The following is a 19,135-nucleotide window of genomic DNA, read 5'->3' on the forward strand; positions in this document are numbered from 1 at the left end:
ACCGCGCGGGACACACCGGGCCCTCGCACCGCGGCCCGACACCGCGGCCCGACACCGCGGCCCGACACACCGGGGCCCCGCACCGTCAGGCCAGCCAGACCGGCAGCGGCCGCACCCCTTCCCGCAGCGCGGCGGCGAACGCGGTGAACTCCTCCTGGCGCGCCGCCCCGGCCCGCATCGCCAGCGCGATCCGCCGCATCGGCGCGGGTTCCGCGAAGTACGCCGTGGCCAGCTGGTCGTTGCGCCCGGTCTCCACCCGTACCGCCGTACGCGGCAGCAGCGTCACCCCGAGTCCGCCGGCCACGAGCTGGACCAGCGTGGAGAGCCCGGCGGCCGTGGTCGTCACCGGCACACCGTCGGCGCGCCCCGCCTCCCGGCAGATGTCCAGCGTCTGGTCCCGCAGGCAGTGCCCCTCGTCGAGCAGCAGCAGATCCAGCTCGCGCAGGGCGTCCCGCGGAATGTCCGTGCGCCCGGCCAGCCAGTGCTCGTGCGGGGTGACCAGCACGAACTCCTCGTCGAACAAGGGCAGTTCCACGACCCCCGGCATACCGAGCGGGACCGCGAGCAGCAGCAGGTCGAGCCGCCCGGCGGCCAGCCCCTCCAGGAGCGAGGACGTCTGCTCCTCATGCACCTGGAGGTCGAGGGCCGGGTACTCGCGGTGGACGAGCCGCAGCACGGTCGGCAGCAGATACGGGGCGACGGTGGGAATCACCCCGAGCCTCAGCACCCCGGTGAAGGGCGCCCGTACCGCGTCGGCCTCGTCCATCAGCTCGCCGACCGCGTCGAGCACCGCCGCGGCCCGCACCGCGAGCCGCTCCCCGGCGGGCGACAGCAGCACCCTGCGGGTGGTCCGTTCCAGGAGCTGTACGCCGAGGGCGTCCTCCAGGGCCGATACGGCACCCGACAGGGCGGGCTGGCTCATGCCGATCGCGGCGGCCGCGTCCCGGAAGTGCAGATGCTCCGCCACGGCCGCGAAGGCACGCAGCTGCGCAACGGTGGGCTGCTTCCCCTTGTGGGCGGTTCCGCCCGTATATACGTGGGTCACTGATAGGTACCTCCGATCACAACCACCAAGTCTAGCTATTTCTGTGATCAATGGATCCTGTGTCACTCTGTAACCCGTCCAACCCCCCAGGAACGCCCCAAAAGGGAATTCCGAAGCTGCAAGGAGAGTACGTGCTCACTGTCGGTGACCAGTTCCCCCAGTTCGACCTGACTGCCTGTGTGTCGCTGGAGAGCGGCAAGGAGTTCGCGCAGATCGACCACAAGACCTACGAAGGCAAGTGGAAGATCGTCTTCGCGTGGCCCAAGGACTTCACCTTCGTGTGCCCGACCGAGATCGCCGCCTTCGGCAAGCTGAACGAGGAGTTCGCCGACCGCGACGCCCAGGTCCTCGGCTTCTCCGGTGACTCCGAGTTCGTGCACCACGCCTGGCGCAAGGACCACCCGGACCTCACCGACCTGCCCTTCCCGATGCTGGCCGACTCGAAGCACGAGCTCATGCGCGACCTCGGCATCGAGGGCGAGGACGGCTTCGCGCAGCGCGCCGTCTTCATCGTCGACCAGAACAACGAGATCCAGTTCACGATGGTGACCGCCGGTTCCGTGGGCCGTAACCCCAAGGAGGTCCTGCGGGTCCTCGACGCCCTGCAGACCGACGAGCTGTGCCCCTGCAACTGGACCAAGGGCGAGAGCACCCTGGACCCGGTCGCGCTCCTCTCGGGCGAGTGAGCTGATTCCACGATGTCACTCGACGAACTGAAGTCCGCCATACCGGACTACGCCAAGGACCTGAAGCTGAACCTCGGTTCGGTGATCGGCAACAGCGACCTGCCGAAGCAGCAGCTGTGGGGCACCGTCCTCGCCTGCGCCATCGCTTCGCGCTCGCCGCTGGTACTGCGCGAGCTGGAGCCCGAGGCGAAGGCGAACCTCTCCCCCGAGGCGTACACCGCGGCCCGGTCCGCGGCGGCCGTCATGGCGATGAACAACGTCTTCTACCGGACCCGGCACCTGCTGTCGGACCCGGAGTACGGGACGCTCCGCGCCGGTCTGCGGATGAACGTGATCGGCAACCCGGGCGTCGAGAAGGTCGACTTCGAGCTCTGGTCGCTCGCCGTCTCCGCGATCAACGGCTGCGGCCAGTGCCTCGACTCGCACGAGCAGGTGCTCCGCAAGGCGGGCGTGGACCGCGAGACCATCCAGGAGGCCTTCAAGATCGCCTCCGTCCTGCAGGCGGTCGGCGTGACGCTCGACGCCGAGGCCGTCCTGGCCGAGTAGCGGCAACGGCGTACACGAAACCCCGGTGACGTGCGGAAACGCACCACCGGGGTTTTCTGCTCATCCGTTCGGGCCGTGGGGCACCACTGCTCCGGACGCCGTCTCCGGCCCGGATGTCACTCGGGGAGCTCGGTCCCGGGCGCCGGGGCCCGGACGTCGGGCACCGGCTCCGGACCGGGCCCGGGCTTGGACTCCGGCGGCGCGGGCACCGGTACCGGAGCCGGGGCCGTCGGGGTCTCCTTCTGCTGCTGGTTCTGCTGGTGGGGTGCGGCCCTCAGCGCGGTCTCCATGCTGTACGCGCGGAGGTAGCCGACCACCGTGTTGGTCACCGCCACCAGCGGAACCGCCACCACCGCACCGCCGATTCCGGCGATCATGCCGCCGGCGGCCACCGAGAGGACCACCGCCAGCGGGTGGACCCGCACCGCACGGCCGAGGATGAACGGCTGGAGCACATGGCCCTCGATCTGCTGCACGGCGAGTACCACTATCAGCACCATCAGCGCCGTGAACGGGCCCTGGGTCACCAGCGCGACGACCACCGCGAGCGCACCTGACATCACGGCGCCCACCAGCGGGATGAACGCGAACAGGAAGATGAAGACGGCCAGCGGCACGGCCAGCGGCACATCGAGGAAGAAGAGCCCGAGCCCGATGAAGATCGCGTCGATCAGCGCCACTATCACCGTGCCGCGCACATACGCCGTCAGCGTCCGCCAGGCACGCGGCCCGGCGCCCGCGACCCCCGGACGGGCCTGCGCCGGGACGAGCTTGAGCATCCACTGCCAGATGCGCGCCCCGTCGTACAGCAGGAAGAGGGTCGAGAACATCGCCAGCAGCATCCCGGTGAGGAACTCCACCATGACCGTGACGCCCTGGAGGCCGGCCGACGTGATCTCGTTCGTGTTGGTGCCGACGGTGTCGCTCAGGTTCTTGGCGATCTCGTTGATCTGCTTGTCCGTCACATGGAACGGGCTGTGCAGCAGCCAGCGCCGCAGCTCCTGAATGCCCTCCTGGACCCGGCTGGAGACGTTGTCCAGGTTCTCCATCACCTGCCAGACCACGAACCAGCCGACCAGACCCATGATGACGAAGCCGAGGATCGCGGTCAGCGCGGTGGCCAGCCCCCGTGGCAGTCCGGCCCGCCGGAGCCTGGCGACCGTCGGCTGGAGGAGCGCGGTGACGAGCAGCGCGCCGACGAACGCGAGGACGACCAGCTGGATGGCGCTGATGACCCGCATCAGCACCCAGAGGGTCCCCGCGAGGACGAGGAGCCGCCAGCCCGCCTCGGCCGCCACCCGCATTCCCCACGGCACTGCGGCCACCGGGTCGGGGCGGGCCGCGACGGCCGGCGCGTAGTCCGGGGGCGGCGGCACCTGCCCGGGTGCCGGATGCCCGGCCCCGCCGGAGCCGCCGTGCGACGCGGTCCCCGTTACACCGGCGACGCCGTCCACATCGTCCGCGGAACGGCGTTCCTCCAACCTTTCACCCATGTGAGTGAGTTCAGAGCCCACGCGCCCCAGCCAGTCCGGCAGTTTCGACATCCTCTTCCTCTTCCCCCGACCGCGCGTCTCATCCGGAGCCCGACCGTACACGCACGGAAGCCCCCCACCGAAGGACGGCGGGGGGCTCCATGAAGTTGAGCGGACGGGCCGCTCTAATACCAGCTGTTGGCCTGCCAGAACGACCACGCGCCACAGGGGCTGTGGTAGCGGCTGTTCATGTAGTTCAGGCCCCACTTTATCTGCGTGGCCGGATTGGTCTGCCAGTCGGCGCCCGCGGACGACATCTTCGAACCGGGGAGAGCCTGCACGAGACCGTAGGCACCGGAACCGGCGTTGACCGCCTTGTAGTTCCAGCCGGACTCATGGCTCACGATGTTGCTGAAGCACTGGAACTGGTCGGACGGCATCATCTGCCGTGCCATGGCCTGGACCTGTGCGGCCGTGTACGAGCCCTGGGAAGCGAAGCTGCTCGCGTCGCGGACGGAAGAGCGGCTGGCTGCCTGCTTCTTCTCCTCGGCGCGCTTCTTCGCGGCCTCCTTGGCCTTGGCGGCTGCCTCGTCGGCAGCCTCCTTCTTGGACTTCGCGTCCTTGGCGGCCTGGATGCGGGCCGACTCCTCCGCTGACTTCTTCGCTGCCGCGTCGGCCTGCACCGCCTGGGTGTCTGCCTGCTCCGTCAGCGATGCGACCTGGGCCTGCTGACCATCAGGAATGTCTGCGAGAGTCGTCGTGTCCGCGGCGGAGGCTGCATCGATGTTGTCGCCTGCGGGCATTGGGCTGCCCGATGCGACGCCGACAACTGCTCCTACGGTGGTGACCGCAGTGGCTGACGCCACCGCGAATCCCCGGACCGAAATCCGGCTCACACGGTTTCCTTCCAGCAGCGACCGCTCGTGACCTCGCGGACGCAATCGTGCCCCTGGCGCGGGCCTCCCTGGCGTACAGGTCACGGGAGGCGCTGACCCGGTGGGCAACTCCCTTACGGAAGTGCCGCGTGGTGCTCGGGCGGCATACGGCGGCAAGTGTTGAGTTGTGTGGTGCTGCACCCCTGAGGGTGAACGTGTGCCGTATGCGGGGCCTGACGGAAGCAAGACTCTGCCCGAAGCCCACGCTTCAAGGCAAACGTCGGCCGAGTGTTAAAGCTCACACCCCGTTTGGCGCACGAGTTTTCTGGAGATTGCTGCGCAACAGAGAGCCGCCCGGCTAGGCTCCTGCGCCTTGCCGGGCGGCTTCAACTGGCCACTACCGTACGGACCGATGTCTGGCAATAGCCTTTAGAGCTGTCCGTCCTCCAGCATTTCGGTCACCAGTGCGGCGATCTGCGAACGCTCGGACCGGGTGAGGGTGACGTGGGCGAAGAGCGGATGCCCCTTCAGTTTCTCCACGACGGCGACCACTCCGTCGTACCGGCCCACCCGCAGGTTGTCCCGCTGGGCGACATCGTGGGTCAGTACGACCCGCGAGTTCGAGCCAATCCTGGAGAGCACCGTCAGCAGGACGTTCCGCTCCAGGGACTGCGCCTCGTCCACGATGACGAACGCGTCGTGGAGTGAGCGGCCCCGGATATGAGTGAGCGGCAGGACTTCGAGCATGCCCCGGCCGACCACTTCCTCGATCACGTCCCGGCTCGTCACCGAGGAGAGGGTGTCGAAGACCGCCTGCGCCCAGGGCCCCATCTTCTCGGACTCGGAGCCGGGCAGATAGCCGAGTTCCTGTCCGCCGACCGCGTACAGCGGACGGAAGACCATCACCTTCTGGTGCTGCCTGCGCTCCAGGACGGCCTCAAGACCCGCGCAGAGCGCCAGTGCGGACTTGCCGGTGCCGGCCCTGCCGCCCATCGAGATGATGCCGATGTCCGGATCGAGGAGGAGATCGAGCGCGATGCGCTGCTCGGCGCTGCGGCCGTGCAGCCCGAAGGCCTCGCGGTCGCCCCGTACGAGCTTCACATTGCCCTCGGCCGTGATCCGGCCCAGCGCCTTGCCTCGCTCGGACTGGAGCACCATGCCGGTGTGCACGGGCAGTTCGGCGGCCTCCGGTACATAAAGGGTGTCCTCGGAGAACAGCAGGTCCACCTGGTCGGGCGAGAGGGTCAGTTCACTCATCCCCGTGTAACCGGAGTCCGTGATCGCCAGTTCGGCGCGGTACTCCTCGGCGAGGAGCCCCACGGACGAGGCCTTGATGCGCAGCGGCAGGTCCTTGGAGACGACGGTGACGTCGAATCCCTCGGCCTGGAGGTTGCGCGCGACCGCGAGGATGCGTGAGTCGTTGTCCCCGAGCCGGTAGCCGGCCGGGAGCACGCTGGGATCCGAGTGGTTGAGTTCGACACGGAGGGTCCCGCCGAGTTCGCCCATGGGAAGAGGGGCGTCGAGACGTCCGTACCTCACCCGGAAGTCGTCCAGCAGGCGCAGTGCCTGCCGGGCGAAGTAGCCGAGCTCCGGATGGTGCCTCTTGGCCTCCAGTTCCGTGACCACGACGATCGGGAGCACGACCTCGTGCTCGTCGAACCGGGTCATGGCGTTGGGATCGGCCAGCAGGACGCTGGTGTCAAGAACATAAGTGCGCCTGTCGGGCATGCGGCGCTTAGTGCTGGTCACCACGGAAGGACGTACCCCCTTTGGACACAAGCCTGAGGTCGGGGAGCGACGGCGTCGCGGGCTGCTGGGACCGGGGCGGGCCCCCACCAGCGCGGAGGCCGGACCCGGCCCTCCACGTCGCCCGCGCTCACCGCACGGTCTTCCTGGTGCAAAGGGCCTCCCGGGCGAGCGGACCGGGCCGCTCACTGAGATACGACATCCGTGGACCGGACGTCGACCTGGAAGGGGTATTCCCGCGAACGCCCGCTGCCATGCCAAGGCGTACGACCGGTTCCTGCCAGCGGCGGTGCGTACCGGGAGGTTTTCACCCGCCGGTCACCCGCGGCTGACCGGCGCGACGTCCGCGCGCCACCGGGTGTCCACTCCGGGAAAGCGAAATGTTCAGGCCATCACTCGAAAGGGTGCGCGAGGAGAGCGCACGGGGGCCCGGCGGGCGCGGGCCGGGGAGGCTCAGGCGCCGTAGCGCCGGTGGCGGGCCGCGTAGTCGCGCAGCGCCCGCAGGAAGTCGACCTTGCGGAAGGCGGGCCAGAAGACTTCGCAGAAGTAATACTCGGAGTGCGCGCTCTGCCAGAGCATGAACCCGGAGAGGCGCTGCTCCCCGCTGGTGCGGATCACCAGATCCGGGTCGGGCTGGCCGCGCGTGTAGAGGTGTTCCGAGATGCGCTCGACGTCGACGGTCTCGGCCAGTTCCTCGAAGGACGTGCCCTTCTCGGCGTGCTCCAGCAGGAGCGAGCGGACCGCGTCGGCGATCTCCTGGCGCCCGCCGTAGCCGACCGCGACATTGACGAGTATTCCGGTGTTGCCCGTGGTCGCCTCTTCGGCTTCCTTGAGGACGGCCTGGGTGTGGCCGGGGAGCAGGTCGAGCGCGCCGACGTGGTGGACCTGCCAGCGGCCGTCCGCCGCGAGGCCCCTGACCGTGTCCTCGATGATGCCGAAGAGCGCGGTGAGCTCCTCCTGCGGGCGGTCGAAGTTGTCCGTGGAGAGCAGCCAGAGCGTGGCGACCTCGACCTCGGTCTCCGCGCACCAGCCGAGAAACTCGGTGATCTTGTCAGCCCCGGCCTTGTGCCCCTGCGCGGCAGTGCCTCCGGACGCCTTGGCCCAGCGCCGGTTGCCGTCCAGGATGAGTCCGATGTGCTTGGGCACCTGGTCGTGGTCGAGGCGGCCTTCCACCCGACGTGCGTAGAGCCCGTACACCAGGTCGCGCAAGTTCACTGCGATTCACCTCGCGATGTCGTGCCGGACGCCCTGCCCGACGTGCTTTTCCGGCTGGGGCCCCGGGGGGCGTCCCCCCGGGACGGCACAGCACCGAGTCCAGAGCTCCGTGCGGTGGCAATCGCCCGAGCCGCCACAGTACTGCGCAGGGGTCATGACAGCCCAACCCGGCCTGTCACAAGTCCGTGATAAGGAGGGGCCTGTGACTGATTCTCTTCGTTATTTCGCCGCTGATGACCGATACGACTCAATGGAGTACCGGCGCAGCGGTCGCAGTGGGCTGAAACTCCCCGCTGTCTCGCTCGGCCTGTGGCACAACTTCGGCGACGACCGCACGCTCGACTCGCAGCGCGCGATCCTCCGCCGCGCTTTCGACACCGGCGTCACCCATTTCGACCTGGCGAACAACTACGGCCCGCCGGCCGGCTCCGCCGAGCTCAACTTCGGCAAGCTCTTCGCCCAGGACTTCACCCCGTACCGGGATGAACTGGTCATTTCGACCAAGGCCGGCTATCTGATGCACCCCGGCCCGTACGGCGAGTGGGGCTCGCGCAAGTACCTGCTGTCCTCGCTGGACGCCTCGCTCACGCGGATGGGTCTCGACTACGTCGACATCTTCTACTCCCACCGCTTCGACCCGGACACTCCCCTCGAGGAGACGATGGGCGCGCTGGCCTCCGCCGTGCAGCAGGGCAAGGCGCTGTACGTCGGGGTCTCCTCGTACAACAGCGAGCAGACCGCGGAGGCGGCCCGCGTCCTCAAGGAGATGGGGGTCCCCGCCCTGATCCACCAGCCCTCGTACTCCATGATCAACCGCTGGACCGAGGACGACGGGCTGCTCGACACCCTGGAGACGGCCGGGATGGGCTGCATCTCCTTCGTGCCGCTCGCGCAGGGCCTGCTCACCGGCAAGTATCTGAAGGGCATCCCGGAGGGTTCGCGTGCCACTCAGGGCAAGTCGCTCGACCCTGGCCTGCTCTCGGACGAGGTCGTACGCCGGCTCAACGGGCTCAACGAGATCGCGAAGCGGCGCGGCCAGTCCCTGGCGCAGCTGGCACTCAACTGGGTGCTGCGCGATCCGCGGATGACGTCCGCGCTCATCGGCGCCTCCAGCGTGAAGCAGCTGGACGAGAACGTGGCGGCGCTTGCGGCGGCCCCGCTCTCCGCCGAGGAGCTGACCGAGATCGACTCGTTCGCCGTCGACACCGCGGGCACGAACATCTGGGCCGGCCGGAGCTGACCGCCGGAAGCGGCGCGGGGCGGGAGAGCGGGCCCGCGTAGCGGGGCAGAAAAAACGGGCCGGTCCGTGGGGGGGGATACGGACCGGCCCGAGGGGGGGTTTCCACCATAACCCTTCATAAGTCGTGTTGGGGCCACGCCGTGCCCCCGGACGCCAGGGATTACGCTCCGAAGCCGCCCAGCAGCAGACCGGTGAGCGCGCCCGCCACCATGAAGGGCCCGAACGGCATCGCGCTCTTGCGTCCCGCACGCCCCCGCAGGATGAGGCCGACGCCGTACAGGGCGCCGTAGACAAAACCGGCGAAGGTGCCGAGCAGCAGGACCCCCCAGCCGTACCAGCCGAGGGCCACCCCGAGACCGGCCGCCAGCTTGACGTCGCCGAAGCCCATGCCGTTCGGGTTGATGAGGAAGAGCACGAAGTAGCCGCCGCCCAGGGCGAGTCCGCCGAGCAGGGCGCCCGTCCAGGAGCCCCGCGCGCCGGGCAGCAGCGCCGCGGCTCCCAGCAGGACCGCGGTCGCCGCCACGATGGGCAGAGTGAGGACGTCGGGCAGCCGCTGCACCGCGCGGTCCACCAGGGCCAGCAGGACGAGGGCGGGCGCGAGCAGCACCCAGACGGCCACTTCGGGGACGGGCCCCGCCGCCGCGGCGAGGGCGGCGCAGCACAGGGCGGTGAGCGCGGCGGTCGCCGGTGTACTCGGTCCGTACCAGCCGCTGGTCCCGCGCGCCGGGCCGAGCCAGCCGGCGATGGGCTGCCCCGACGGGGTGGTCCCGTGCCAGGGGGTCCCGGGGGCCACCGCGAGGCGGTAGGCGGGGCGCGGCAGCAGGGTCCCCACGGCGGCGCCGAAGCAGGCGGCGAGTACGACGATCAGCGCGGCAGACACCCGGCCGAGTTTAGACCGGGCGGCGCATGAGGGGTCCGGCGTCGCCCTGGCCGGGGCCGGAGGGAGCCGGGGCCACCGTGCGCCGGAGATCAAAGGTGCATCACCGAACCGTGCGCCGGAGGCCAAAGGTGCGTCAACGCGGCTTGCGGGCCTCGATGAGGAAGCGTGTCGTGTGCGCCAGGAACGGCCCCTCGGCCTCGATCCGCTCGTGCAGGGCCCGGAGCTGCGGCAGATACGCCTCGGTGGTGAACCCGGGCACCATCCAGATCACCTTGCGCAGGAAGTAGATGACAGCGCCGATGTCGAAGAACTCGGTGCGCAGGCTCTCCAGCCGCAGATCGACCACCTCCAGGCCCGCCGCCAGCGCCGCGGTGCGTGCCGCCTCCGGGTCGCGCCCCTTGCGCGCTTCGGGCTGCGGGCCGAGGAAGTACTCGACGAGCTCGAAGACGCTGGCCGGGCCGACCTCCTGGGAGAAGTACGTACCGCCCGGTGCCAGCACCCGGGCGATCTCCTGCCAGTGGGCCTTCACCGGGTGGCGGCTGACGACCAGGTCGAAGGCCCCGTCGGCGAAGGGCAGCGGCGGCTCGTCCGGGTCGGCCACCACCGCCGCACCCAGCGGATGCAGCAGGGCCGTGGCCTTGGCCACGTTCGGCGGCCAGGCCTCGGTGGCCACCGTCAGCCGCGGCAGCTTCGCCACCCCGGCCAGCACCTCGCCGCCCCCGGTCTGGATGTCGAGGGCGGCCGAGGCCCGGCCCATCCGCTCCCCCATCGCGCGGGCGTACCCCCACGACGGGCGCTCCTCGGTGGCACGCCCCTCCAGCCAGGAGAAGTCCCAGCCGTCGACGGATACGGAGTCGGCCTCGGCCACCAGCTCTTCAAAGGTCCTGGACATGGGAACCAAGTCTGGCAGGCCCGGCGGGCGGCCTGCCAGCGGTTTTACGTGCTGCCGGGTGCGGCCGTCACGCGTGGCCGGCCCCGGCGGCCGAGGCGTACGGCACTCTCGCTATCCGGCCACTCTCGCTATCCGGCCGGCCGGACGTCGCACCACGCGGCGCGGTTCACCGCTGCGAGCACCGCGCGCACCGATGCGGTCAGGACGGAGGTGTCCCGTCCCGCGCCCCAGTACGTCCGTCCGCCCACCCGGCACTCGGCGTACGCGACGGCCGGGCTGTCCGGCCCGGCGCCGGTGGCGTGCTCGCTGTAGTGCAGGATGCCGGCCTCCGTCCCCGCCCGGGCGAGGGCGGCGGTGAAGGCGGAGAGCGGCCCGTTGCCGGTGCCCCGGTACGGCACACCGTTCAGGGTGCAGCTGAACTCGTGCTCTCCCCCGCCCAGTTCGGCCGTACGCCAGTCGCCGAGCACCAGCGGCCCGTCCTCACCGGGTGCGAGGTACACCGTGCTGAACAGTTCCCACAGCTGCTTGCCGGTGATCTCCTCGCCGCTGTCGTCGGCCTCCCGCTGGACCACCGACGAGAAGTCGATCTGGAGGCGGCGCGGCAGGTCGAGTCCGTACCCGGTCTGCAGCAGATACGCCATCCCGCCCTTGCCCGACTGGCTGTTGACCCGGATGACGGCCTCGTAGTCGCGGCCCACGTCGGCCGGATCGATCGGCAGATACGGCACGGTCCACAGCTCGCGGCCCGACTGGTGGGCCATCCCCTTCTTGATGGCGTCCTGGTGCGTACCGGAGAAGGCGGTGTGGACGAGGTCGCCGCCGTACGGGTGCCGTTCGTGCACCGGGAGGCGGTTGCAGTACTCGACGGTGCGCCGGATCTCGTCGATGTCCGAGAAGTCCACCATCGGGTCGATGCCCTGGGCGTGCAGATTGAGGGCGAGGGTCACCAGGTCGACGTTGCCGGTCCGTTCGCCGTTGCCGAAGAGGCACCCCTCGACGCGCTGCGCCCCGGCCAGGACGGCCAGCTCCGCGCAGGCGACGCCGGTGCCCCGGTCGTTGTGCGGGTGCACGGAGAGGACGACCGAGCCGCGCCGCTCCAGGTGGCGGTGCATGTACTCGATCTGGTCGGCGTAGACGTTGGGGGTGGCGATCTCCACGGTGGCCGGGAGGTTGTGGATGACCGGCCGGTCCGGCGAGGCGTCCCACAGCTCGGTCAGGCCGTTGCAGATCTCCAGGACGAAGTCCGGCTCGGTGAGGTTGAAGACCTCGGGCGAGAACTCGAACCGTACGGAGCCGGCGGAGGCGTCCGCGAGCCGGGCCATCTGTTCGGCCGACTTCCTGACGAGCGCGGCCAGTTCGCCCTTGGTCCGCCCCAGGACGACTTCGCGCCAGACCGGAGCGGTGGCGGTGTAGAGGTGCACGACGGCGCGCGGTAGTCCCTCGATGGAGGCGAAGGTCCGCTCGATGAGATCGGGGCGGGCGGCGGTGAAGACGACGACGGTGACGTCGTCGGGTACGGCGCCGGGCTCCGCGAGCTGCCGTACGAAGTCGAAGTCCGTACGGCTGGCCGACGGGTATCCGACCTCGATCTCCTTGAACCCCATGGTCACCAGCAGGTCGAACATCCGGCGCTTGCGGGCCGGGTCCATCGGTTCGGCGAGCGCCTGATTGCCGTCGCGCAGATCGACGGGCACCCAGAGCGGAGCCTGCTCGAACCGGCGCGAGGGCCAGCCGCGGTCGGCGTCGGCCAGCGGCACGGAGACCCGCTCGTGGGCGGACCGGTAGCGGTGGGACGGCATGGCGCTGGCGCGCTGCGGGTTCCAGCCGGGGGCGCCGGGCGGCACCGGGCCCCGCGGCGTACGGAGGGTGGGGAACTGCATGGGTCGCTTCCTTCTCTTCGGCTCTTCCGGCCGTGCTGCGGAACGACCGGCAGCGCAGAGCCCCGCAGCGGGGTGCCGGTCGTGTCGTCAGGCCCCGCTGCGGCGGCCGAGAAGGAGACCACGCAGCTTCATGCCGGGTACAGTAACCACGACTCAACTCCTCAGACAACCTGAGAGGTGGCCGTACGTGTCATCACCCCCACCACTGGGCTCCCTGCGCCCCAGCCCGCTGGCCGAGCAGGCCGCAGAGCAGTTGCGCGCGCAGATCACGTCGGGCCACTGGCCGGTCGGCACCAAGCTGCCCGGCGAGACGACGCTGGCCAGGACCCTCGGGGTCGGCCGCTCCACGGTCCGGGAGGCGGTGCGCGCGCTGGCCGGGTCGGGGCTGCTCAGGTCCCGGCAGGGCGCGGGGGTCTTCGTCATCGCCACCGAAGCCGCGGAGGACTGGCCGACGCGGCTGCGCAGGGCCGCCGTCGCGGATGTGTACGAGGTCCGGTCGATGGTCGAGATCCACGCGGCCCGGCTGGCCGCGGCCCGGCGTACGGACAGTGATCTGGCCGCGATGAACACGGCTCTGGAGGGGCGTCGGGCCGCGGCCTCAGGAGCGGACGACGCGGCTTTCGTGGACGCGGACATCGCCCTGCACGCGGCGGTGGTCGCCGCCGCACACAACCCCGTACTGACGGATCTCTTCGACCGTTTCGTCCCCGTGCTGCGGGAGGGGCTCATCGAGCTGGTGGCGCTGCTCGGCCTGCGCGGTCATGACCCGAACCACGGGGACGAACCGCACACCGCGCTGGTGGCGGCGGTCCGCTGGGGTGACGCGGACGCCGCGGGCCGGATCCTTCAGGCCGAGATCTCGGCCACGGTGGGGCTGCTCGGGAAGTAGCGGGCCAGACCGGTGACCCGCAGCATCCGCAGATGCAGCGCGCGGGTGCAGACCAGGTCGATGGAGCCGCCACGGTCGAGCACCCGCCGCCTGGCGCGGCAGAGCAGTCCCAGCGCCGCGCAGTCGATGAAGGTCGCGGGGCGGAGGTCGACGATCACGCGCGCGCCCCGGGGCGCGGTGGCGGCGTCGGTGCACTCACGGATGTCGCCTGCCGCGAGGAGGTCGATCTCGCCGCGCAGTTCGACCACGGTGAAACGGCCCGCGGTGTAACTGCGGACGACGGGGCCGGGACCGGGGCCGGACGGCTCCGTTTGCTCTGGCCTCTCTGGCCTCTCCGACTTCTCCGACTTCATTGCGTGCTGTGCGTGCTCTGACTTCTCTGCGTGGCCGTGCTCTGCGTGTTCCGTGTGCTCGTCCTTCGCATCCATGACAGACCCCCGATCGGTCGCTGTGGCATCGGTTCGGTCGGCGGCAACGGGCCGGCCGGCCGACGAGGGCCGGGGCAACGTGACACACCCTAAAAAGCACCGCGGTGCAGAAACGTGCATGCTTGCCCTGATTCACCTGGCTGGGTGAAGCAGCCGGTGAGCAGATGTGAACCGCCGCCCGCCCGAGCCGAGTTGTCCGCACGGCCCGGCGCAGGGGCCCGCACGTATGGACCCGTGCGGTCAGGTAGCCCGTGGGATGCCCGTTGGAGGCATTCCACAGTGTCGGAATCATCGGAATCAGAAGCAGCAGCAAAAGAAACAGCGGTAGCGGAAGAAACAACGACAGGGCAAGAGGCAGGAACAGGAACAGGAACAGGAACAGGGACAGAGGTACCGGATCCAGCATCCCAGCCCGGTACCGATTCGGCATCCCAGCCCTTCCCCGGCGAGATCAACCACCTGCACGGCGGCCGGGGGGTCTACTTCATCGATCCGTCGGGGCACGCCATGGAAGTGATCACCCAGCCGTACGGCAACGCGGGCTGAGCCCGCGCCCACCGGGCGGCTGTCCCACCCGGGGGCCGGTTGCCCGGTGGGCCGGCCGCCCTATGAGTCAGGCGCCGTACCGTACGCGAACCTCCCGCGGCCCCCGGGTGAACACCCCCTCCTCGGCCGGGAGATACCCCTCCGCGAAGCGCATGTCCGGCATCGCGTCGAGCAGTTGACCGACCCCGATCGACACCTCGGCCCTGGCCAGCAGGGCACCCACACAGAAGTGCCGGCCCAGCGCGAAGGCCAGATGGTCGGCCGCCGCCGAGAACGCCGTGGCCGACGTCAGGTCGGTACGGAAGATGTCGAACGTGTCGGGGTCGGCGTACCGCTCGCCGTCCCGGTTGGCCGAGCCGATCAGACAGGTCACGGTGGCACCGGCCGGGACGGTGCCACCGCTGAGGGTGACCTCCTTCGCGGTCTGCCGCATGATCATGTGGACGGGCGGCGTGAAGCGCAGGGTCTCGGCGAAGGCCCGGTCGATGAGGGTGCGGTCGGCCCGTACCGCGGCGAGCTGCTCCGGGTGGGCGAGCAGATTGGCGAAGATGCTCGCTATGGCCTTGTCCGTGGTCTCGCCGCCGGCCGCGAGGAGCAGGCTGCAGAAGGCCTTGATGTCCTCGTCGCTCATCCGCACCCCGTCGACCTCGGCCGCGCAGAGCGCGGAGAGCAGATCGTCGCCGGGGCGCTCCCTGCGGTGCTGGATGACCGGGATCATGTACGCGGCGAACTCCTGGCGGGTGCGCTCGCCGGCCGCGGCGACCTCCGGATCCCCGGCCAGGTTCCCGAGGAACGCGATCACCGACGTGTACCAGCCGTGGAACTTTGCGTGGTCGGCCTTGTCCAGGCCGAGCATGTCGGCGATGACATTGACGGGGAAGCGGGTGGCGAACCCCTCCACGAGGTCCACGGTCCCCGACGCGGTGCCCGGAGCGATGCCCGGAGCGGTGCCGTCGAGCAGCGCACCGATCAGCTCGCGGGCGTTGCGCTCGATGACCGGCAGGAACTTCTGCTCCAGGTCGCTGCCCCGGAAGGCCGGGGCGACCAGGGCTCGGCGGACCGCGTGCTCGCGCCCGCTGAGCTGGAGGATCGTCCGGCCGTGCACCGGTTCGATCTGCCAGTCGTAGTTGTCGGTGGTGAACTCCCCGTCGCGGTCCTTGAAGACCCGCTCCACGTCCTCGTACCGCGAGACGACATAGCTCTGCATGGCCTCGTGCCAGAGCAACGGCACGGACTCGCGCAGGGCGCGGTAGACGGGGTACGGGTCCGCCGCGAACTCCGGTGAAAGGATGTCGGGTATCTCCTGGGCGGTCGCCATGGGCGCTCCCTCGGTCGTCGATTTGAGCCGTCAGCAGGCTAGTTGACGGTGACAGCGGTGGAGCGGGCCAAGACGCCCCGGGCCGGAGATCACCACACTCGGTCCCTTGGCATGATGGTGTCCGGTCGGGCGGCCGTCGGCCGACCGGAGTACCGAGCACGAGGGAGCCCCTGTGGCGCGCCATCTGATCGTCGTGGACCCGGCAGGCGCGGGCGACCACCGCACCATCGGAGAGGCGCTGAACGCGGCGCGCGGCGGCTCGGTGATCAGTGTCAGGGCCGGGCGGTACGACGAGAACCTGGTCGTCACCAAGCTGGTCACCGTCGTGGCCCACGAGCCGGGCAGCACCGTCGAGATCGCGCCGCGCAGCGGCAGCGCCGTACAGGTGCTCGCCGAGGCCGTGAAGCTCTCCGGGCTGCGGCTGGTCGCGGGCGGGGGCGGCGACGAGGACGAGCCGGTGGTGGATGTGCCGCACGGCCAGGCCGCCCTGGAGGAGTGCGAGGTGCTCGGCAACTCCTGGGCCGCGCTGCTCTCCAGGGACGAGGGCTCGCTCGCCATCCGCGACACCACCGTGAGCAATCCGGCGGGCGCGGGGATCGTCGACCTGTCGTCGCGGACCAGCGTCGTCGAGCACTGTGTACTGGAACGGCTGGGCAGTTCGGGGATCGTGCTGGGCGACGACGCGGCCACCGAGGTGCGCGGCTGCACGGTGCGGGACGCCGGTGGCAACGGCGTACTGGCCAACGGGCGGGCGCGCGGCAGCTTCACGGATGTCACGGTGGAGCGGACCGTGAAGCCCGGTGTCGCCGTCGAGGAGAACGCGACGACGCGGTTCACGGACGTACGGGTCGACGACTGTGTGATCGGCTTCCACATATCGACGGCCGCGCAGACGGTACTGACCGACTGCTCGGCCACCGGCTCCACGACCCACGGCGTCACCCTCTCCGGCGGGACCGACCCCGAGCTGGACCGGATACGGATCGACCGCCCCGGCGGACACGGCATCGCCGTCACCGGGCGCTCCCGGGGCACCGTCTCCGACGCCCGGATCAGCGGGGCCCGGTCGGCCGGGCTGCTCGTGCAGGACGGATCGTCGACGACCGTGCTGCGTACGGAAGTCGCCGGGGGCGCGGCCGACGGCGTCATACTCACCGGCGGCTGCACCGCCCGGCTCGACCGGGTGACGGTGACGGGTGTCGCCGGGCACGGAATCGTCGTCGCGGAGGGCGCCGACCCGGTGCTGCGGCGGATCGAGGTGTCGGACACCGGGGGCCACGGCATCGAGCTGCGCGGCGGGGCGCGCGGGAAGGTCGAGGCGTCCACGGTGACCTCGGCCGGTGGCTGCGGTGTCCGGGTCGACGGCTCCCGCCCCTCGCTGCAGGGCACCGCCGTACGGTCCGCCGCGCGGGCCGGGGTGTCGGTCCTGGCGGGCGGCGTCGTCATGCTGGTCGACTGCGAAGTCGAAGGAGCGGGCGGCGATGGTCTTGAAGTGGACGGTTCCGAGGCGGAGTTGACGGCCGTCCGGGTCCGGGTCGGGAATGCCGGACGACACGGCGCGAGTGTCGGGGCGGATGCGACGGCCGAGCTGACCGAGTGCATCCTGACCGCGGGCGGCGGGGACGGACTGCGGACCGTGAGCCGGCTGCGGGTACGCGCCTCGGGGTGCACCATCACCGGAAACAAGGGTGCGGGCGTGCGCCGTACACCCACCGAGGGCGAGCTGGTACTCGACCGGCTGACCAGCGAGGACAACGGTGAGCCCGACGTCACGGGCGACGGCGACGCCCCGGACGGCGCCCCCGGCGACCCGCGCGGGCCGCTCGCCCGGCTGGACGAACTCGTCGGGCTGCGTGCCGTCAAGGAGCAGGTCGCCACCCTGGTCAACCTCAACCGGCTGGCCCGGCGCCGCCGCGAGGCGGGTCTCCCGGTCCCGGCCACCGCCCGCCATCTGGTGTTCGCGGGCCCGCCCGGCACCGGAAAGACCAGCGTCGCGCGGCTGTACGGAAGCATCCTCGCGGCGCTCGGTGTGCTGCGCTCCGGGCATCTGGTGGAGGTGGCCCGCGCCGATCTGGTCGCGAAGGTGGTCGGCGGCACCGCCATCAAGACCAGTGAGGTCTTCGAACAGGCCATGGGTGGTGTGCTGTTCATCGACGAGGCGTACGCACTCACCCAGGGAGGCCCTTCGGGCGGCGGCGCCGACTTCGGGCGTGAGGCGGTCGACACGCTGGTGAAGCTGATGGAGGACCACCGGGACGACGTGGTGGTCATCGCGGCCGGCTACTCCTCCGAGATGCACACCTTCCTCGCGTCCAACCCGGGGCTGGCGTCGCGTTTCAACCGTACGGTCGAGTTCGAGAACTACACGGTCCCCGAGCTGATCACCATCGTGCGCAAGCAGTGCGAGCAGAACCGCTACACGCTGGGCGAGGACACCGAGCGGGCGCTGGCCGTGCACTTCGGGCGGATGCACAAGGACGCCTCGTTCGGCAACGCGCGCGCCGCCCGCAAGGTGTTCGAGGAGCTGATCGACCGGCAGGCGTTGCGGCTCTCCGAGATGCCGGAGGTCTCCGAGGAGGACCTGACGACCCTGCTCCCCTCGGACGTCGGCGAACAGGCTGCGGCAGCCATCGGCGCCGGTGAGAGCGAGCCCACGGACAACACGCGGCTGGATGCGATCATGGCCGAACTGGGCGCGCTGGTCGGCCTGGAGGACGCCAAGTCGCAGGTGCAGGACCTGGTCAACCTGCTGACGACGGCCCGCAGACGGCGGGCGGCCGGGCTGCCCGCCCCCTCGGTCGGCCACCATCTGGTCTTCACCGGCCCGCCCGGCACCGGCAAGACCTCGGTGGCCCGGCTGTACGGGGAGCTGCTCGGCGCGCTCGGGGTGCTGCCGCGCGGCCAGTTGATCGAGGTGGCGCGGGCGGACCTGGTGGGCCGCTATGTGGGGCACACCGCCCAGCTCACCCAGGAGGTCTTCGCGCGGGCGCGCGGCGGTGTGCTCTTCGTCGACGAGGCGTACGCGCTGACCCCGGCGGGCGGCTCGGGTTCGGACTTCGGCCAGGAGGCGGTCGACACCCTGGTGAAGCTGATGGAGGACCACCGGGACGACACGGCGGTGGTGGTCGCGGGTTACGAGCGCGAGATGGACCGCTTCCTCAGCTCCAACCCCGGTCTGGGGTCCCGCTTCTCGCGCCGGGTGACGTTCGGCGCGTACTCGGCGGAACATCTGGTGGAGATCGTGCGGCGCCAGTGCGAACGCGACGGGTACGACTGCGCGCCCGAGACCGTGGCGCGGCTCAGGCGGCACTTCGATGAGGTGCCGCGCGACGAGAACTTCGGCAACGCGAGGTACGCGCGGCGGGTCCTGGAGTCGATGATGACGCGGCAGGCGGGACGGCTGAGCACGATGCCGGAGGCGGGACCGCAGGAACTGCGGATGCTGCTGCCGGAGGACCTGGTGGTGTGAGCCGCCGC

The 19,135-nt window shown here is 70.5% G+C and carries 15 protein-coding genes and 1 pseudogene; 6 read left to right on the top strand and 10 right to left on the bottom strand.

The window, feature by feature from the left end:
- Window positions 1-85 precede the first annotated feature (85 nt).
- Window positions 86-1,045, bottom strand: a complete 960-nt coding sequence (locus OG210_RS08720; RefSeq protein WP_328330811.1) for a hydrogen peroxide-inducible genes activator — start codon at window positions 1,043-1,045, stop codon at window positions 86-88.
- 131 nt (window positions 1,046-1,176) lie between these two features.
- On the opposite strand from OG210_RS08720, the gene OG210_RS08725 reads away from it, so the two are divergent.
- On the top strand, window positions 1,177-1,731 hold the full coding sequence (locus OG210_RS08725; protein WP_327295569.1) for a peroxiredoxin: 555 nt from the start codon (window positions 1,177-1,179) through the stop codon (window positions 1,729-1,731).
- A gap of 12 nt (window positions 1,732-1,743) precedes the next feature.
- Window positions 1,744-2,277: an alkyl hydroperoxide reductase gene (locus tag OG210_RS08730; protein ID WP_328330810.1), complete on the top strand. Its 534-nt coding sequence runs from the start codon at window positions 1,744-1,746 to the stop codon at window positions 2,275-2,277.
- A 116-nt stretch (window positions 2,278-2,393) separates the two neighbouring features.
- Here the strand turns inward: OG210_RS08730 and OG210_RS08735 are convergent, their stop codons facing one another.
- The 4 genes from OG210_RS08735 to OG210_RS08750 all read right to left on the bottom strand — a co-directional run bounded on the left by OG210_RS08735 (window position 2,394) and on the right by OG210_RS08750 (window position 7,585).
- Window positions 2,394-3,821 carry an AI-2E family transporter gene (locus tag OG210_RS08735; RefSeq protein WP_328330808.1) on the bottom strand — a complete coding sequence of 476 codons (1,428 nt, stop codon included), beginning with the start codon at window positions 3,819-3,821 and terminating at the stop codon, window positions 2,394-2,396.
- Window positions 3,822-3,934: 113 nt separating this feature from the next.
- On the bottom strand, window positions 3,935-4,645 hold the full coding sequence (locus OG210_RS08740) for a transglycosylase SLT domain-containing protein (RefSeq protein WP_328330806.1): 711 nt from the start codon (window positions 4,643-4,645) through the stop codon (window positions 3,935-3,937).
- A 408-nt stretch (window positions 4,646-5,053) separates the two neighbouring features.
- Complete coding sequence (locus tag OG210_RS08745) at window positions 5,054-6,376, bottom strand: PhoH family protein (protein WP_266853649.1); 1,323 nt, start codon at window positions 6,374-6,376, stop codon at window positions 5,054-5,056.
- A 447-nt stretch (window positions 6,377-6,823) separates the two neighbouring features.
- Window positions 6,824-7,585, bottom strand: a complete 762-nt coding sequence (locus OG210_RS08750; RefSeq protein WP_328330803.1) for an isoprenyl transferase — start codon at window positions 7,583-7,585, stop codon at window positions 6,824-6,826.
- 154 nt (window positions 7,586-7,739) lie between these two features.
- Here OG210_RS08750 and mgrA point away from each other — a divergent pair, with 154 nt between their 5' ends.
- Window positions 7,740-8,825 (top strand): L-glyceraldehyde 3-phosphate reductase, encoded by a 1,086-nt coding sequence (gene mgrA, locus OG210_RS08755; protein ID WP_371535645.1) that lies wholly within the window; start codon window positions 7,740-7,742, stop codon window positions 8,823-8,825.
- Window positions 8,826-8,985: 160 nt separating this feature from the next.
- Here the strand turns inward: mgrA and OG210_RS08760 are convergent, their stop codons facing one another.
- The 3 genes from OG210_RS08760 to leuA form a co-directional block, all read right to left on the bottom strand.
- A complete protein-coding gene (locus OG210_RS08760; protein ID WP_328330799.1) occupies window positions 8,986-9,705 on the bottom strand; it encodes an A24 family peptidase in 720 nt (239 codons plus the stop codon).
- Between the two features lie 133 nt (window positions 9,706-9,838).
- Window positions 9,839-10,597 (bottom strand): class I SAM-dependent methyltransferase, encoded by a 759-nt coding sequence (locus OG210_RS08765; protein ID WP_328330797.1) that lies wholly within the window; start codon window positions 10,595-10,597, stop codon window positions 9,839-9,841.
- 128 nt (window positions 10,598-10,725) lie between these two features.
- On the bottom strand, window positions 10,726-12,477 hold the full coding sequence (gene leuA, locus OG210_RS08770; RefSeq protein WP_328330795.1) for a 2-isopropylmalate synthase: 1,752 nt from the start codon (window positions 12,475-12,477) through the stop codon (window positions 10,726-10,728).
- 187 nt (window positions 12,478-12,664) lie between these two features.
- Between leuA and OG210_RS08775 the strand changes: the two genes are divergently transcribed.
- Window positions 12,665-13,366 carry a FadR/GntR family transcriptional regulator gene (locus OG210_RS08775; protein WP_371535649.1) on the top strand — a complete coding sequence of 234 codons (702 nt, stop codon included), beginning with the start codon at window positions 12,665-12,667 and terminating at the stop codon, window positions 13,364-13,366.
- Here the strand turns inward: OG210_RS08775 and OG210_RS08780 are convergent.
- A complete protein-coding gene (locus tag OG210_RS08780) occupies window positions 13,324-13,614 on the bottom strand; it encodes an anti-sigma factor antagonist (RefSeq protein ID WP_328330791.1) in 291 nt (96 codons plus the stop codon). The genes OG210_RS08775 and OG210_RS08780 overlap by 43 nt on opposite strands.
- Before the next feature lie 621 nt (window positions 13,615-14,235).
- Here OG210_RS08780 and OG210_RS08785 point away from each other — a divergent pair.
- Window positions 14,236-14,340 (top strand): annotated as a pseudogene (locus OG210_RS08785) (VOC family protein); the annotation flags it as partial.
- A 67-nt stretch (window positions 14,341-14,407) separates the two neighbouring features.
- Here OG210_RS08785 and OG210_RS08790 read toward each other — a convergent pair.
- On the bottom strand, window positions 14,408-15,658 hold the full coding sequence (locus tag OG210_RS08790) for a cytochrome P450 (RefSeq protein ID WP_371535653.1): 1,251 nt from the start codon (window positions 15,656-15,658) through the stop codon (window positions 14,408-14,410).
- A gap of 172 nt (window positions 15,659-15,830) precedes the next feature.
- On the opposite strand from OG210_RS08790, the gene OG210_RS08795 reads away from it, so the two are divergent.
- Entirely contained in the window at window positions 15,831-19,127 is a 3,297-nt protein-coding gene (locus OG210_RS08795) for a right-handed parallel beta-helix repeat-containing protein (RefSeq protein WP_328330787.1), read from the top strand.
- Window positions 19,128-19,135: the final 8 nt, after the last annotated feature.

The organism is Streptomyces sp. NBC_00466, assembly GCF_041433995.1.
Classification (GTDB): Bacteria; Actinomycetota; Actinomycetes; order Streptomycetales; family Streptomycetaceae; genus Streptomyces.

Coding starts and splice junctions, on each gene's coding strand:
- OG210_RS08765 (WP_328330797.1), bottom strand. CDS start 10,597: ATGTCCAGGACCTTTGAAGAGCTGGTGGCCGAGGCCGACTCCGTATCC.
- mgrA (WP_371535645.1), top strand. CDS start 7,740: ATGACAGCCCAACCCGGCCTGTCACAAGTCCGTGATAAGGAGGGGCCT.
- leuA (WP_328330795.1), bottom strand. CDS start 12,477: ATGCAGTTCCCCACCCTCCGTACGCCGCGGGGCCCGGTGCCGCCCGGC.
- OG210_RS08730 (WP_328330810.1), top strand. CDS start 1,744: ATGTCACTCGACGAACTGAAGTCCGCCATACCGGACTACGCCAAGGAC.
- OG210_RS08790 (WP_371535653.1), bottom strand. CDS start 15,658: ATGGCGACCGCCCAGGAGATACCCGACATCCTTTCACCGGAGTTCGCG.
- OG210_RS08735 (WP_328330808.1), bottom strand. CDS start 3,821: ATGTCGAAACTGCCGGACTGGCTGGGGCGCGTGGGCTCTGAACTCACT.